The organism is Streptomyces sp. NPDC107538 (assembly GCF_055657445.1).
In genome coordinates, this window is sequence record NZ_JBVKAY010000012.1 from 220,121 (window position 1) to 235,786 (window position 15,666).

General features: G+C 72.8%; 11 protein-coding genes. 5 read left to right on the forward strand and 6 right to left on the reverse strand.

Annotated elements, in window-relative coordinates; genetic code table 11:
* Nucleotides 1–564: 564 nt before the first annotated feature.
* Nucleotides 565–1,410 carry a hypothetical protein gene (locus ACZ7MG_RS33535; protein WP_471395830.1) on the reverse strand — a complete coding sequence of 282 codons (846 nt, stop codon included), beginning with the start codon at nucleotides 1,408–1,410 and terminating at the stop codon, nucleotides 565–567.
* Nucleotides 1,411–1,512: 102 nt separating this feature from the next.
* Between ACZ7MG_RS33535 and ACZ7MG_RS33540 the strand changes: the two genes are divergently transcribed.
* A complete protein-coding gene (locus tag ACZ7MG_RS33540) occupies nucleotides 1,513–2,334 on the forward strand; it encodes an adenosylcobinamide-GDP ribazoletransferase (protein ID WP_471395831.1) in 822 nt (273 codons plus the stop codon).
* A 24-nt stretch (nucleotides 2,335–2,358) separates the two neighbouring features.
* Here the strand turns inward: ACZ7MG_RS33540 and ACZ7MG_RS33545 are convergent, their stop codons facing one another.
* The 5 genes from ACZ7MG_RS33545 to ACZ7MG_RS33565 form a co-directional block, all read right to left on the reverse strand.
* Nucleotides 2,359–3,177, reverse strand: coding sequence for an endo alpha-1,4 polygalactosaminidase (locus ACZ7MG_RS33545; protein WP_471395832.1), 819 nt, complete (start codon nucleotides 3,175–3,177; stop codon nucleotides 2,359–2,361).
* A complete protein-coding gene (locus ACZ7MG_RS33550) occupies nucleotides 3,174–3,863 on the reverse strand; it encodes a spherulation-specific family 4 protein (RefSeq protein ID WP_471395833.1) in 690 nt (229 codons plus the stop codon). The genes ACZ7MG_RS33545 and ACZ7MG_RS33550 overlap by 4 nt, the downstream gene beginning before the upstream one ends.
* A complete protein-coding gene (locus tag ACZ7MG_RS33555) occupies nucleotides 3,860–5,353 on the reverse strand; it encodes a hypothetical protein (RefSeq protein ID WP_471395834.1) in 1,494 nt (497 codons plus the stop codon). The genes ACZ7MG_RS33550 and ACZ7MG_RS33555 overlap by 4 nt, the downstream gene beginning before the upstream one ends.
* Nucleotides 5,350–6,873, reverse strand: a complete 1,524-nt coding sequence (gene pelF / locus ACZ7MG_RS33560; protein ID WP_471395835.1) for a GT4 family glycosyltransferase PelF — start codon at nucleotides 6,871–6,873, stop codon at nucleotides 5,350–5,352. Before pelF ends, ACZ7MG_RS33555 begins: the two co-directional genes overlap by 4 nt.
* A gap of 148 nt (nucleotides 6,874–7,021) precedes the next feature.
* Nucleotides 7,022–9,055 carry a hypothetical protein gene (locus ACZ7MG_RS33565; RefSeq protein WP_471395836.1) on the reverse strand — a complete coding sequence of 678 codons (2,034 nt, stop codon included), beginning with the start codon at nucleotides 9,053–9,055 and terminating at the stop codon, nucleotides 7,022–7,024.
* A 497-nt stretch (nucleotides 9,056–9,552) separates the two neighbouring features.
* Here ACZ7MG_RS33565 and ACZ7MG_RS33570 point away from each other — a divergent pair, with 497 nt between their 5' ends.
* The 4 genes from ACZ7MG_RS33570 to ACZ7MG_RS33585 all read left to right on the forward strand — a co-directional run bounded on the left by ACZ7MG_RS33570 (nucleotide 9,553) and on the right by ACZ7MG_RS33585 (nucleotide 15,503).
* The gene (locus ACZ7MG_RS33570) at nucleotides 9,553–11,079 is read left to right on the forward strand and encodes a leucyl aminopeptidase (protein WP_471395837.1); all 1,527 of its coding nucleotides are present in this window, start codon (nucleotides 9,553–9,555) and stop codon (nucleotides 11,077–11,079) included.
* Nucleotides 11,080–11,356: 277 nt separating this feature from the next.
* A complete protein-coding gene (gene lpdA / locus ACZ7MG_RS33575) occupies nucleotides 11,357–12,745 on the forward strand; it encodes a dihydrolipoyl dehydrogenase (RefSeq protein ID WP_471395838.1) in 1,389 nt (462 codons plus the stop codon).
* Between the two features lie 60 nt (nucleotides 12,746–12,805).
* Nucleotides 12,806–14,593, forward strand: a complete 1,788-nt coding sequence (sucB, locus tag ACZ7MG_RS33580; protein WP_471395839.1) for a 2-oxoglutarate dehydrogenase, E2 component, dihydrolipoamide succinyltransferase — start codon at nucleotides 12,806–12,808, stop codon at nucleotides 14,591–14,593.
* Nucleotides 14,594–14,861: 268 nt separating this feature from the next.
* Nucleotides 14,862–15,503 carry a GntR family transcriptional regulator gene (locus ACZ7MG_RS33585; protein WP_005478380.1) on the forward strand — a complete coding sequence of 214 codons (642 nt, stop codon included), beginning with the start codon at nucleotides 14,862–14,864 and terminating at the stop codon, nucleotides 15,501–15,503.
* Nucleotides 15,504–15,666: the final 163 nt, after the last annotated feature.

The window sequence follows — 15,666 nt, forward strand, 5'->3', positions numbered from 1 at the left end:
CCGGCTGCGGGCGGTCCCCATGACGCTCGCCGCGGTCTGCCTCGCGGCCGGCGTCCACTTCGTGCACGGCCAGTCCTGGGGCTACCGCTTCATCGAGAACGCCGGTGCCGTGCGCGCCGGGGAGCCGCTCTGGCTCGCGCTCCTGCGCACCCCGCTCTCCCTCTTCGTACCGGCGCTGGATCTGCCCGTGTGGGGTGCGCTGGCACAGATTTTGGTCGTGTTCGGGATCGCGGAGATCTGTCTGGGACTGCGGCGGACCCTGGCGCTCGCGTACGTCGCCACGCTGGCCGGCACGCTGTACGCGCGCGTGGGCATCGCGCTCGGCCCGGACGTGTTCCTCGTCGGGCTGCCCGCCTCGGACGCGCGGGTCGTGGACACCGGGCCCTCGGCGGCCGTGGTGGGGCTCGCCGTGTATCTGGGGTGGCGCTGCCGGGCGTACGTCACCGCGGGCGCGGTCGTCGTGGCGATGGCCGTCGAGGTGCTGGTGAAGGAGAACCTCGCGGGCAAGGAGCATCTGGCGGCGATCGCGGCGGTGCTGGTGGTGTGCGGGGCCGAGGCCGTACGTCAGCGGTGCTCCGGCGGGTCGGGCGGACCCGGTCGGCCGGCCGGAGCGGAGGGGCCGGACGGCCCCGGGGGCAGCGAGGGGCGGGTCGCCGGTCGCAGTGCGGGGGGCGGGTCCGGGGTGCCGCCGATCCAGTCCTGAAGGCGGCGGCTGGGGCCCGTCCAGCGGCGGTCGTGGCGGTAGGCGCGCTTCCAGGAGCGGGCCCGGGCGCGGGGCCGGCGGCGGTAGAAGCGGCGGGCCCAGGTGGAGGTGGGGCGGGCCAGACGAATGGCGCCGACGACGGCGATGAACGGGATGATCACGCCGAAGATCGCGGTGCGGGCCTTGCCCTTGGCCAGGGCGATCAGGGCGATGAGGAAGTTCGAGCCCATGGTGGCCATGAGGGCGCCCCGGTCCTGGAGTTCCTCGTCGTCGAGGTCGTTGACGCCGAAGGGGAGGAACCCGATCAGCATCAGGCCCACCAGGGCGGCCGTCAGCACCACCACCTCGACGCTCTGCCGGCCGGCCTCGCTCCAGTACACGTCGTCGAGGTGCAGGATCAGCGCGAACTCGTCCAGCACCAGGCCCACGCCCATGCCGAACAGCACGGCGGAGATCAGCGCGCCGAAGCCGTGCCCGTCGCCCGCGACCGAGCCGAAGCCGCCGGCGACGGTGAGGACGACGCCGGGCACGACGTGGTGGATGTGGACGCCGCCGCTGCCGCTGATGTTGCGGAAGGGGCCCTTGCCCGCGCGGATGAGGCGGGTGATGACCCGGGTGATCAGGAACGTCAGTATGAACGCGGTGAGCGCGAGCAGCAGGGGCAGTTTGCCCGGCTCGATGATGTTCCGCTCCCACCAGTGACCCATATGCGAACTTTATCCAGCGCTGCCCCAGGCCGCCCCCGGCCCGCCGCCGACCGCCCCCCGGCCGCCGCCGAGCCCCTCGGCTCCGCCGGGTAGCCTGCGCCGGTGTCCACGACCCCCGATCCCGCTCCCGATCCCGCTCCCCCCGCCACGGCCACCGTCACCGACGGTCTGCGTTTCGCCTTCGGCACCCTGACCGTGCTGCCGGTGACCGTGCGCCGCTGGGACCGCGGGGCGGCGCGCGCCGGGATGCTGTGCGCGCCCGTCGCCGGGCTGGTCGTCGGCCTGGCCTCGGCGGCGCTCGGCGGGCTGCTGCTGCTCCTGGGCGCCGGGCCGCTGCTCGCCGCCGTGGCCTCCGTCGCCGTACCGGCCGCGCTCACCCGGGGCCTGCACCTGGACGGGCTCGCCGACACCGCCGACGGGCTGGGCAGCGGCAGGCCCGCCGAGGACGCCCTGCGGATCATGAAGCAGTCGGACATCGGGCCGTTCGGGGTCGTCACCCTCGTCCTGGTGCTGCTGGCCCAGGTCGCCGCGCTCGCCGAGGCGTACGGCGAGTCCTGGGCGCTGGGCGTGCTCGCGGCGGCCGTCTCGGCGACCGCCGCCCGGCTGGCCCTGACCCTGGCCGCGCGCGCCGACGTACCCGCCGCCCGGCCGGAGGGGCTGGGGGCGGCGGTGGCGGGGGTGGTGCCGGTCCGGGGCGCGCTGCTCGCGGCCGTCGTGGTCGGGGGCGCGGCGGCGGGCGCGGGGGCGCTCTTCGGGCCGTACGACCTCGCCCGTGCGGTCCTCGCGATCGTCCTCGGCTGCGGTGCCGCCGAACTCCTGCTGCGCCACTGCGTACGGCGGTTCGGCGGCGTCACCGGTGATGTGTTCGGCGGTCTGGCGGAGACGGCGGCGACGGCGGCCCTCGTCGTGTTCACCCTGGGGTGATCCCGGACCTGCCGCCCGGGGTGCTCAGCAGGCCTTCCGCCACACCCCCAGCTCCCACTTCTTCAGCAGCGAGCTGAGTTCCAGGCGCCGGGCCTCGGGGCAGAAGTCGCCCGTCGGCAACTCGTACTCGACGTGGAAGACGGCCTTGCCGGCCTCGATGAACGGGGTCAGCTCCTCGCACTCCTCGTACTGGGCGCACTGTTCGTTGACCGCGAAGTCGAAGTCGTCGACGAGTTCGGGGATCTGGTCGAGGTCGTTCTTCAGGCCGACCGCGAGGCCGCGTTCGTGGGCGAGGCGGGCGACGAGGCGGTTGTAGCGGAGCTGGTCGGCGGCCTTCAGGGGGAAGCCGGTCCTGTTGCGGTAGCCGTCCATGTTGTCGGGCTCGACGGCGTCGAAGCCCTTCTCCGCGCACATGTCGATCCGGGCGGCCATCAGGGGTTCGAGGACGTCCAACTCGCGGATGTCGAGCCAGTACTCGCCCTCCCAGCCGTTGGTCCGGCCTATCACCGACTTCGGGAAGTCGTCGGCGTCCGGGCGCCAGTCCTCCCAGGCGCCGGTGGAGAGGTAGCAGATGACCTTGCGGCCGTCGTCGTGCAGGTCGGCGACGGTGTCGGCGGACTGGTCGAAGCCGTCGATGTCGTAGACGGGCACGTCGACGGAGGTGTCCAGGCGCCCGCTGAGCTGCCACTGCCACGCGGTGCCGGGCTCCGGCCGCCAGCGGGCCGCACCACCGCCCCCGCCCGTCCCGCCGCCGGTGTCCGGCTCGTCGTCGGAGGCGTTGGTGCACCCCGCGATCAGCAGGAGCAGGGACAACAGGGCGCTACGGGCGAGGGCGCGGCTCATCGGACGGGCTCCAAAGCGTGCGGCAACGTACCCCAGGGATGATCCCCCACCCCGGGCACCGCACAGTGCACGGAGGCGCCCCGGGCCCGGGCCAGGGCGCCGACGTCGATGTCCGGCGGCACTCCGTGCACCAGATGGCAGACCCGTGCGCCGAGGCCGCCGGTGCCGCCGGGCCAGGGCTCGGACGGCTGGTCCCGGTACGTCTCCCAGGTGCCCTCGAAGGTGACGACGAGGTCGGCGATCCTGGCGTACGCGGGGTGCGGCGGGGTGCCGTGGTTGAGGGCGAGGGTGGCGGGGCCGGCGCCCCAGACGGCTGCCGCGAGCCGCCGGTAGTAGTCGAACTCGCCGAGTTCGGCGGCCACTTGGTCGAGGAACGCGCCGTCGGTGCCGTACCAGGCGTGGTAGCGCGTCAGTTCGCGGACGACCTCCGCGACGGGCCGGCGGCCGTAGCCGGTGTCCGCGTAGCCGAGGAGGCGTACGCCGGCCGTCCGCAGCCGGCCCGCGATGCGCAGGAACGCCGGGTCGGGGGCGTCGCCCGGGCCGGAGGCCGGGTTGAGGACGACGCCGTAGAGGTGGGGCGCCGCCGCGACGAGGGCGTCCCATTCGGCGGGGCGGTCGCGGGGGTGCTCGTAGTAGGGGACCAGAAGGGAGGGGCGGGAACGGGGCAGTGGGGTCGTTGTGATCATCGGTGTGCCGTCGCCCTCCCCAGCAGTCCGCAGACCAGGCAGGCCTGGAGGGCCGCCGTGCCGCCGTACACGAGCAGCCCGACGCCGTGCGGGTCGCCCGGGTGTGCCGCCAGGGCCAGGGTCTGGGCGAGGGCCGAGGCGCAGCAGACGGCGGCGGCGCCCAGGACCGCGCCGAACGACTGGAGCAGCAGGCCCGTCCAGAGCACCGCGCCCAGCAGGAGCAGGCCCGCGAAGTGGACGGCGTCGAGGCGTGGGGCCCCGGGCCACAGCGCGGCCGTGGCGTGCGCCAGGACCAGCAGGGAGGCGAGGTAGCCGGCCAGGCACTGGACCAGGGTCACCGTGGTGGCCCGCCAGAAGGCGCCCGGGGTGCTGGTGGAGCGCAGTCCGGTGAGGCCTCCGCTGCGGAAGCGGTACAGCAGCCATTCGGCGGGGCCCATGCTGAGCGTGAGCGCCACGGCGGCGGGGGTCGCGACCGAGCCGCGTCCCTCGTGGGCGAGCACGTCCCCGACGGCCGCGTACAGCACCAGCACCCCGATGCCGAGGCCGAAGAAGGCGTACGGGAGGGAGGCGGCGAGCCGGGGCGAGGCCGGGTTTGTCTCCCTGCCACCACCGGAGGCGCTGCGGAGGGTGGCTCCTCGGAACCGCAACTGCCCTACGACGGGCGCCACTTCGTGGGTCGCGAGGAGCACGACCGCCACCAGGGAGCCGGCCAGCAGGGTGAGCCTCGCCCAGACGGGCACCGGCTGGGCGAGGGCGAACAGCGCGCCCAGGGCCATCGGCGTCAGGCTGTGCAGCAGCGCCCGTTCGCGGCCCAGGACGAGCAGCACGGTCGCGGCGCCCAGATAGCAGGCCTCCCCGGCGGCGAAGAGCACCGGGCCCGGGGCGCCGTCACCCGCCGCCAGAGAGGCGACCGCCGTGCAGAGCAGCGCGCCCACCGGCGCCCCGACGGCCAGCGAGCGGAGGCACGCGTCCCGGTCGCCCAACCCCAGCCAGGAGTACGCCCGGTGGGCGAGCCCCTGGTTCCACATCCAGCCGCACAGGGCACCGGCCAGCAGCGGGACCGTACCGGCGGGCAGGCCGGAGCCGTCCCGGGGGCCTGCCAGGAGGGGGGCGCCGAGGACGTAGGCGAGGCCGGGGAGGGCGAAGACCACGCCGCGCAGCAGACAGCCCAGCAGACCGATCCGCCAGGGGTCGGGCGCGGGGCCCGGCGGTTCGGGGTGGGCGCGCTCGACGCGGTCGTACAACTCCTCGGCCAGCGCGAAGGAGTTGCGGCAGCCGTAGCGCTGACGGGTCCGGTCGTCCGACATGCCGTCGGACTCCAGCAGGGCCGCTATCTCGTCCGGGTGGACGGCCGCGGCCACGAACTCCCGGTGTCGCTCGGCCAGTTGGTCGACGGGGTCGGGCTCGGCCCAGCGCGGTCTGCGCTGCCGGGGGACGGCGGGGAGGGCGCCCGGCCGGGCGGAGGGGGGCGGGGGCAGGTCGCGGCTCACCAGTCGGATCCGTCCGTCGCCCCGGACCGGTACCAGGGGTCGCGCAGTTCGACGGTCCAGTCGGCGACCGTCTCCACGGCGGGCTCGTACACGGTCTCGTCCCGGCCCGCCAGCTCCCGGTAGATCGTGCGGAAGGCGTCCACGGACCGGCGCAGGGTGAACCGGTCGATCACCCGTCGGCGCGCCGACTCGCCCAGTCCCAGGCGGAGTTCGTCGTCGCGGAGGAGGGTGAGCGCGGCGGCGGCCATCGTCTCCGGCTCGCGCGGCGGGACGACGATCCCGGTGTCGCCGACGGCCTCGCGGACCCCGCCGACATCGGTCGACACGGTCGTACGGCCGCAGGACATGGCCTCGATGAGGGAGAACGGGAAGCCCTCGGAGATGGAGGAGAGCATCACGATGTGCCCGGCGGCGTAGGCCCGCCGGACCTCGGTGATCCGGCCCTCGAAGGTGAGCCCGTCCGTGACGCCCAGTTCGGCGGCGAGTTTCTCCAGCTCGGTCCGGTACTCCTCGCCGCCGGGCGGCACGGGCCCGAACAGCCGGAGCCGGGCCCGCGGGATCTCGGCGCGGACCAGGGCGTACGCGTGCAGCAGCGTCTCCAGGTCCTTGATGGGGTCGACGCGCCCGCACCAGGTGAGGGTGGGCACCTCGGGTTCGGGGCCGGCGTGCGGGAAGGCGGCCGGGTCGACGCCGTTGTAGACCGTACGGATCTTCTCGGCGTCGGCGCCGCCGCGCTCCTCCCAGCGGCGGTTGTACTGGTTGCAGGGGGTGATGAGGTCGGCGGCGCGGTAGCCGAGCCGGGTCAGCTCGCGGTGGAAGCCGAGCATGAACGCCTTCACCGGCCAGCGCTGGTCGCTGCCCCGGTGGCCGAGGTAGCGCTCACGGAGGTAGATGCCGTGCTCGGTGAGCAGGAACGGTACGCCGTCCAGCTCACGGGCGGCGAGCGCGGGCAGGGTGGCCAGGCCGCCGCTGACCGCGTGGGCCACGCAGTCCTCCGGGATGCGGGCGCCGAGCGGCCGCAGGGCGTGTTCCAGCAGGTCGGTGGCGGTGAGCGCGTCGTGGACCGTGGGGTGCGCGGCGGCGGTCGGCAGGTGCGGCATCGTCCAGATCCACATCAGCGAACGCAGTGCCGACTCGGTGCGCAGGGCCGCCGACAGGTGTCCGTCGCGGGCGAGTCCGGCCAGCTCGTACAGGGCCGTGCCGAAGTCGCGGGGCGCTCGGGGGTCGAGGACGGAGAGCAGGAGCCGTTCGTAGGCGTCGGTGAAGCGGCGGCGGGCCGCGCCGTACGGGGCGCGGGCGCGGCCGGGGCGCGGGCCCCAGGTCGGTACGCAGGTGTGCCGGTACACGTTCGGCGGCAGTTCCCAGGTCACGGGTTCGCGGCCGGTTCCGGTGAGCGACACGAGGTGGAACTCGATGTCGGGCATGCCGCGGACGAGTTGGTCGCACCAGGTGCTGACCCCTCCGTGGACATGCGGGTAGGTGCCTTCGGTGAGCATGGTGACATGACTGCCGGTGCGCATGGCTGCGCCGCTCCCCCCTGTTGCTGTTACGCGGATGATGTGCGGGGAACTGCGGGCCCGGACGCCGACCGCGGGTCGGTGGGGGTTGATCGCGCCCCGCGGCGGAGCCGCATATCTGATACAGCCCCGCGCCCCTTTCAGGGGCGCTCTACGGCAACTTGAGTTTTACGGCCGACTGGAGTGGTGCCGGCGTCATCCAGGTCGAGCGGGCTCCCGCGTACGGGGTGCCGAACGTGGTGGTGCCGAGCGGGAGTTGCTGGACTGTGCCCTTCGGGGCCGTCAGCGGGATCTCGATCCCCTTGGGGGCCGTCACCGTCACCGTCGTGCCGATCCGGTACGCCGTGACCGTGCCGTTCGCGACGGCGGTCTGCCAGGCGGTCCGGCGCTTCAGTTCGGTGCCGACCGCGCTCTGCCGGGGGCTCTCCAGCGGGGTGTCGGAGGCGAACAGGGCCCGGTAGTCGGCGAGCACCTGGTCCAGGACCGGGTAGAGCAGGCGCTCCTCGGCCAGGTTGGACTGGTGGGCGTAGTGCGGTCGCGGGTCGTTGCCGACGACGTGCAGCAGGGCGGTACGGACCTCCTGCGGGACGATGTGCGCCGCGTACCCCGTGGCCGGGTCCAGCGGGGCGGCCAGACAGGTGGAGGTCGCGTTGTTCTCGCAGATCCCGCTGCCGCCGTCGGCCGCCGAGGTGTAGACCCAGTTGTACTCGTCGACCATCTCGGCGGCCGTGCCCACGTTGTAGTAGACGTTCATCGGATGCCGGGGCACGGTCAGCGCGGCGCCCACCGGACGCTGGGCGGGCTCACGGGAGTTGTCGGAGGCGATCCATTTGACACCGTTGTCGGCGAGGGCGCCCGCGAGGTTCGGGTTGTCGTCCGGCTGCTGCGGCAGCGTCCGCAGACCCGAGTGCTCGCCGGTCACCAGTTCGTCGCGCCGTACCGCGAGGCCACGGGCGACGGCCCAGTCGTGGTTGTCGCGGATCTGCCGGGCGATCTCGGCGCGGCTCAGATAGCGGGTGGTGCCGTTCGCGTTCTTCGCGCAGCTCCACGGGACGGTCGAGGTGTCCTGGACGCAGCCGAGGTACTGGTGGGTGTGGGTGTGGTTGATCCAGCGGTACGCGGCCCGGTCGGCGACCAGCCGGTCGGTGAGGGCGTCGGCGTTGCCGTTCGCCGCCTTCCACTCCTCGCCGCTGCCCCCGTTGTAGACCATGTCGAGGGTGAAGCCGCTGGACTGCTGCCACTGCCCGGCGTACTCGGCGTCGGCGGCGGTCATCCGGATCGGCTCGGTCCCGGCGCCCTCCCCTTCACCGCAGTTGAAGCTGCCGGGCGTGCAGTCGCGCTCGGTGTCCCAGCGGCTGTCGGGCGCGAAGACGTCGTCGACGTGGACGGCGAAGTAGTTCCGGTTGCGCCCGAGGTGCACCCCGTCGGTCAGCCATTCGACGATGCCCCGGGCCAGCACCCGGAACTGCCGCTGGTGCTGGTTGTAGGCGAAGGTGACGACCAGTTCGCGGCGCCCGTCGTGGGCGTACTCGCCGACCAGGCTGCCCCGGCCGCTGCCGCCGGGCACCGGAAGGTCGACGTAACTGGTGTAGCCCGCGCGGGGCCGGGCGACGAAGCCGTAACTCTCCTGCGTGGACGCGGAGTTGTCCTCGAAGGTGAACATTCCGTCCAGATAGCCGAAGCGGCCGGCCTTCCCGGCGGCGGTCACCGTGGCCTCGCGGCCGTCGAGGGAGCCCGCCCAGCCGCCCTCGCTGGTGTAGTCGAGCCCGACCCCGGGGTGCGCCCAGGTGTAGGCGTCGACCTGCGGGATGCCGTACGTCCGCTCGTACGTCTCCAGGGCGGTCTGCTCGGCCGAACCCGCGCCGAACGGGGCCTCGTTGGGCAGGACCACTCCCTGGTATTTGGCGCGCGGGGTGCCGCCGGCCGTGTCGCTCAGGAAGGCGGCGTCGATCGTCGGGCGGTTCGTGTCGTTCAGGTTCACGCGGGTGTACGGGACGCCGGTGCTCTTCAGTTCCTCGGCGATGGCCTGTACGGGACTGTCGCCGTTGTCCAGCACCAGGACCCTGAGGTCGACGCGCGGTGCGGCGGCGGCCGACGCTTCGGGTATGCCGACGCCCGCCGCCAGCAGGCTCGCGCTCGCCACGACCGCGGCGGCGCTTCTCCATCCGGGCACGCTGTGCGTCATGTTCGCCCTTTCCGAAAAAGATGTCCCGCGGCAGGACCGGAGCGCATGCCGGGGGGAATCCGTGGAAATAGATGAGGACCGATGAGTTGATCACTCACCGGCGGGACGAGTGTGGCCCAGGTCAGGGCAGCCGAAGCACGAAAATGACCATGAAGCCACATAGGGGTGAATGCCCGCAGGAGTGAGCGAAATCCGGCGGGCACGCTACGCGCGGAGACCATGGCGCCCCGCGCGCGGACCCACCGGAGGCGCGGCGCCCCATCCGGCGATAAGGGATCCCCCTATGCCGAAGACATGGGGATCTCCCTGCACGGCCGGAGCGGAAAGTCGGGGAGGCTGGTCGCAGCGGACACCGCGCGGACGGTGTACGGACGGCGGGAGCGCAACCGGCCGACGCCCCAGGTCCGATGGGCCGAACAAGGGCCTAGGCTCGTTCTCGGCACGTCGACCCATCCGTTCGGCCACCGAAACTCAATCGGAAGCGAGATTTCACCACCGTGACTGCTCTCACTCTCAGTACCGCCGCCGCGCCGGGCCTCAGGGCCGACGCGATCGTGGTCGGTGTCGCGAAGGGCGCCGAGGCACCGGTCGTAGCGCCGGGTGCCGAGGCCGTGGACAAGGCGTACGACGGCAGGCTGGCCGGCCTCCTCACGACCCTCGGTGCCTCGGGCGCCGAGGGCGAGGTGACGAAGCTGCCCGCGCCGTCCGGCTTCAAGGCGCCGCTCGTGGTGGCGGTGGGCCTGGGCGCGGTGCCCGAGAAGGACGGCTCGTTCGGCGCGGAGGCGCTGCGCCGCGCGGCCGGTGCCGCCGCCCGCGCCCTGTCCGGGACGAAGAAGGCCGCGTTCGCGCTGCCCGTCGAGACCGCCGACGCCGTGGCCGCCGTCGCCGAGGGCGCGCTGCTCGGCGCGTACTCCTTCGACGCCTACAAGGAGCAGGGCAAGAACGCGAAGGCGAAGAACGGCAAGGCGCCGCTCGCCGAGGTCACCCTGCTCGGCGCGAAGCCCCGCGACAAGGCCCACAAGGCGGCCGTCGAGCGCGCGATCGCGGTGACCGAGGAGCTGAACCGCGCCCGCGACCTCATCAACACCCCGCCGAACGACCTCGACCCGGAGGCCTTCGCCGCCGTCGCGCAGACCGCGGGCAAGGAACACGGCGTCAAGGTGACGGTCCTCGACGAGAAGGCGCTCGCCAAGGGCGGCTACGGCGGCATCCTCGGCGTCGGCGCGGGCTCCGCGGCCACGCCCCGGCTGGTGCAGCTGTCGTACACCCACTCCAAGGCGAAGAAGCACCTGGCGTTCGTCGGCAAGGGCATCACCTACGACTCGGGCGGTATCTCCCTCAAGCCCGCCGGGCACAACGAGACGATGAAGTGCGACATGAGCGGTGCCGCCGCCGTGTTCGCCGCGGTCGTCGCCGCCGCGCGCCTCGGCCTGGAGGTCAACATCACGGGCTGGCTCGCCCTCGCCGAGAACATGCCGTCCGGCTCCGCCACCCGCCCGGGTGACGTGCTGCGCATGTACAGCGGCAAGACGGTCGAGGTGCTGAACACCGACGCGGAGGGCCGCCTCGTCCTCGCCGACGCACTCGCCAAGGCCTCCGAGGACAAGCCGGACGCGATCGTCGACGTGGCGACGCTGACCGGCGCGATGATGCTGGCGCTGGGCAACCGGACGTTCGGGATCATGGCCAACGACGACGCGTTCCGCTCCGCGGTGCACGAGGCGGCGGAGGAGTCGGGCGAGCCGGCGTGGCCGATGCCGCTGCCGGACCACCTGCGCAAGGGGATGGACTCCCCCACCGCCGACATCGCGAACATGGGCGAGCGGTACGGCGGCGGGCTCGTCGCCGGGCTCTTCCTGAAGGAGTTCGTGGGCGAGGGGATCACCTGGGCGCACCTGGACATCGCGGGCCCGGCGTTCAACGAGTCCGGTCCCTTCGGGTACACGCCCAAGGGTGGGACCGGGACGGCGGTGCGGACGCTGGTGCGGCTGGCCGAGCGGGCTGCCTCCGGCGACCTGGGGTGATGTCCGCCTAAGAGCTCGATGCCTGAGGGGCGTGGGCGGCTGCGGGTCCGTGGGGCTCGTCGCGCAGTTCCCCGCGCCCCTCGGGGCCCGGGTCCGTCACATCTGAGCGTGTGGTGTCTCACACCCCGGCCCGGCGTCTCGTTCCTTCCCGACAAGTGCGAAGATGGGGCTCGGCAGGACAGGGCCCCCACCACAGGGCCGAAGAAGAGCGGCCGGACCCAGCCGCCGCGCGGTCATGGACGACCGGCGTACGGCGCACATGCATGGAGGACGTGACGTGGCGAACGACGCCAGCACCGTTTTCGACCTAGTGATCCTCGGCGGTGGTAGCGGTGGTTACGCCGCGGCCCTGCGCGGGGCTCAGCTGGGCCTGGACGTCGCCCTGATCGAGAAGGACAAGGTCGGCGGCACCTGCCTGCACCGGGGATGCATTCCCACGAAGGCCCTGCTCCACGCGGGCGAGATCGCCGACCAGGCCCGCGAGAGCGAGCAGTTCGGTGTGAAGGCCACCTTCGAGGGCATCGACGTGCCCGCCGTGCACAAGTACAAGGACGGCGTGATCGCGGGCCTGTACAAGGGTCTGCAGGGGCTCATCGCCTCCCGCAAGGTCACCTACATCGAGGGTGAGGGCCGGCTGTCCTCCCCGACCTCCGTCGACGTCAACGGCCAGCGTGTCCAGGGCCGTCACGTCCTGCTGGCGACCGGCTCCGTGCCGAAGTCGCTGCCGGGCCTGGAGATCGACGGCAACCGCATCATCTCCTCGGACCACGCCCTGGTCCTGAACCGTGTGCCGAAGTCCGCGATCGTCCTCGGCGGCGGTGTCATCGGCGTCGAGTTCGCCTCCGCCTGGAAGTCCTTCGGGACCGACATCACGATCATCGAGGGCCTGAAGCACCTGGCCCCCCTCGAGGACGAGAACTCCTCCAAGCTTCTTGAGCGCGCGTTCCGCAAGCGCGGCATCAAGTTCAACCTGGGCACCTTCTTCTCGAAGGCCGAGTACACCCAGGACGGTGTCAAGGTCACCCTCGCCGACGGCAAGGAGTTCGAGGCCGAGCTGCTGCTGGTGGCCGTCGGCCGCGGGCCCGTCTCCGCCGGTCTCGGCTACGAGGAGCAGGGCGTCGCCATGGACCGCGGCTACGTCCTCGTCGACGAGTACATGCGCACCAACGTCCCGACCGTCTCCGCCGTCGGTGACCTGGTCCCGACGCTCCAGCTCGCGCACGTCGGCTTCGCCGAGGGCATCCTGGTGGCGGAGCGTCTGGCCGGCCTGAAGGCCGTGCCGATCGACTACGACGGTGTCCCGCGGGTGACGTACTGCCACCCCGAGGTCGCCTCCGTGGGCATCACCGAGGCCAAGGCCAAGGAGATCTACGGCGCGGACAAGGTCGTCGCTCTGAAGTACAACCTCGCGGGCAACGGCAAGAGCAAGATCCTCAACACCTCGGGCGAGATCAAGCTCGTCCAGGTCAAGGACGGTGCCGTGGTCGGCGTCCACATGGTCGGCGACCGCATGGGCGAGCAGGTGGGCGAGGCCCAGCTGATCTACAACTGGGAAGCCCTCCCCGCCGAGGTCGCCCAGCTCATCCACGCCCACCCGACGCAGAACGAGGCGCTCGGCGAGGCCCACCTGGCCCTCGCGGGCAAGCCGCTGCACTCGCACGACTGACCCCTCGGTCGACGAAGCGACGATCCAGACTTCCGCAATCGTTAAGGAGCAACAGAAACCATGGCGGTTTCCGTAACCCTTCCGGCGCTCGGCGAGAGCGTCACCGAGGGCACTGTCACCCGCTGGCTGAAGGCCGAGGGTGAGCGCGTCGAGGCCGACGAGCCTCTGCTGGAGGTGTCGACCGACAAGGTCGACACCGAGATCCCCTCCCCGGTCGCCGGCGTGCTGGCGTCCATCAAGGTCGCCGAGGACGAGACGGTCGAGGTCGGCGCCGAGCTGGCCCTGATCGACGACGGCACGGGTGCGCCCGCCGCCGCCCCGGCCCCCGCCGCCGAAGAGGCCCCGGCCCCCGAGCCCGCCGCGGCCGCGCCCTCCACCGAGCAGGAGGCCCCCGCGCCCGCCCCGACCGCCGAGGCGGCCACCGGCGGCGGCTCCGCCGAGGGCACCGACGTGGTCCTCCCGGCGCTCGGCGAGTCCGTCACCGAGGGCACCGTCACCCGCTGGCTCAAGGAGGTCGGCGACTCCGTCGAGGCCGACGAGCCGCTGCTGGAGGTCTCCACGGACAAGGTCGACACCGAGATCCCGGCGCCCACCTCCGGTGTGCTCCTGGAGATCACCGTCGCCGAGGACGAGACGGCCGAGGTCGGCGCCAAGCTGGCCGTCATCGGCGCCCCGGGTGCCGCTCCGGCGGCCGCCCCGGCTCCGGCGCCCGCCGCCGCTGCCCCGGCCCCGCCGGCCCCCGCGCCCGCCCCGGCCGCCCCCGCGGCTCCGGCTCCGGCCCCCGCGCCGGTGGCTCCGGCCGCCCCGGCCCCGGCGCCCGCCGCCGCTGCTCCGGCCGCGCCGGCTCCCGCGCCCGCTCCGGTCACCCCGGCTCCGGCCGCTCCCGCGCCGGCCGCCGCCCAGGCGACCGACGAGGGTGCGTACGTCACCCCGCTGGTGCGCAAGCTCGCCGCCGAGAACGGTGTCGATCTGGGTTCCGTCAAGGGCACCGGCGTCGGTGGCCGTATCCGCAAGCAGGACGTCATCGCCGCCGCCGAGGCCGCGAAGGCCGCCGCCGCTGCCCCGGCTCCGGCCGCCGCGGCCCCTGCTGCCGCCGCGAAGAAGGCGCCGTCGCTGGAGGCCTCGCCCCTGCGTGGCCAGACCATCAAGATGCCGCGCATCCGCAAGGTCATCGGCGACAACATGGTCAAGGCGCTGCACGAGCAGGCGCAGCTGTCGTCGGTCGTCGAGGTCGACGTCACGCGTCTGATGAAGCTGCGGGCCCGCGCGAAGGACTCGTTCGCGGCGCGTGAGGGCGTCAAGCTCTCCCCGATGCCGTTCTTCGTCAAGGCCGCGGCCCAGGCGTTGAAGGCGCACGCGCCGATCAACGCCCGGATCAACGAGGCCGAGGGCACGATCACCTACTTCGACGCCGAGAACATCGGTATCGCGGTGGACTCCGAGAAGGGCCTGATGACCCCGGTCATCAAGGGCGCGGGCGACCTCAACATCGCCGGTATCGCCAAGGCCACCGCCGACCTGGCGGGCAAGGTCCGGGCGAACAAGATCACGCCGGACGAGCTGTCCGGTGCGACCTTCACCATCTCCAACACCGGTTCGCGCGGCGCGCTCTTCGACACGATCATCGTGCCGCCGAACCAGGTCGCGATCCTCGGCATCGGCGCCACGGTCAAGCGCCCCGCCGTGATCGAGACGGAGGAGGGCACGGTCATCGGCGTCCGCGACATGACGTACCTGACCCTCTCCTACGACCACCGCCTGGTCGACGGCGCCGACGCGGCCCGTTACCTGACGGCCGTCAAGGCGATCCTGGAGGCGGGCGAGTTCGAGGTCGAGCTCGGCCTGTAACCCCCGGGTTCCACGCAGTACGGCGGTGCCCCGTCCGGAGTTCTCCGGGCGGGGCACCGCCGTGTTCGCGCCGGGTCGAGGACGAGGCCCCTGAGCCTGGCCGGTACGGGTCTTTACAAACCGGCTCCCCGGGGGAGCGTGTAAGTCTCGTCTCACCTGCGCGAAAGCACCCTCATGCGCCTCTCCACGGGAGGGGCACGGCTTTATTGTCTAGAGGTCAACGCCCTCGGGTCCCGTCCCCCGCCGGTCCCCCGCCGAAGGAGCCCGCATGACCACCGCGCCCGTCGTCCACTCGCTGCGCGAACAGATCCGCGAGCACATCGTGGAGGGGATCGTGAGCGGGCGCTGGAAGCCGGGTGAGCGGATCGTGGAGCGGCGGATCGCCACGGAGCTGGAGGTCAGCCAGACTCCCGTGCGGGAGGCGTTGCGCGAGCTGGAGTCGCTGAGGTTGATCGAATCCGCGCCGAACAAGGGCGTACGGGTGCGGAATCTGACCGCGGCGGACCTGGAGGAGAGCTACCCCGTACGGGCCGGGCTGGAGGCGATCGCGGCGGAGCTGGCGGCGGAGCGGCTGGCGGAGGACTGCTCGGCCCTGGAGCCGCATGTGGCCGCGCTCTACGAGGCGGACCGCAACGCGGACGGGACGTCCCAGGTGCGGCACACGGTGGCGTTCCACCGTGAGCTGGTGCGGGCGGCCGGCAACTCGGTGCTGCTGCACACGTGGGAGGGGCTGGGCATCGAGGTCTTCACGGCGCTCAGCATCCGCTGGCTGGGCACGGTCCAGCAGTCCTATGCGGAGGAGCACGAGGAGTTGGTGGCGGCGTTCCGTCGTCGCGACCCCCGGATCGCCGACCTGGTCAAGTCCCACGTCCTGGGCTGCGCCCCACACACGGACGACGAACCGGCGTAGCCGTCGGGGGGTGCGTTGTCGGCTGCGGGCCCGGTGGGGCGTCTCGCGCAGTTCCCCGCGCCCCTGAAAGACACGGCCCCTGCGGGCCGAAAAGCAGAGGGGCGCAGCCCCTGCTTTTCAGGGGCGCGGGGAACTGCGCGAACAGCCCCCACCCACCCGCACC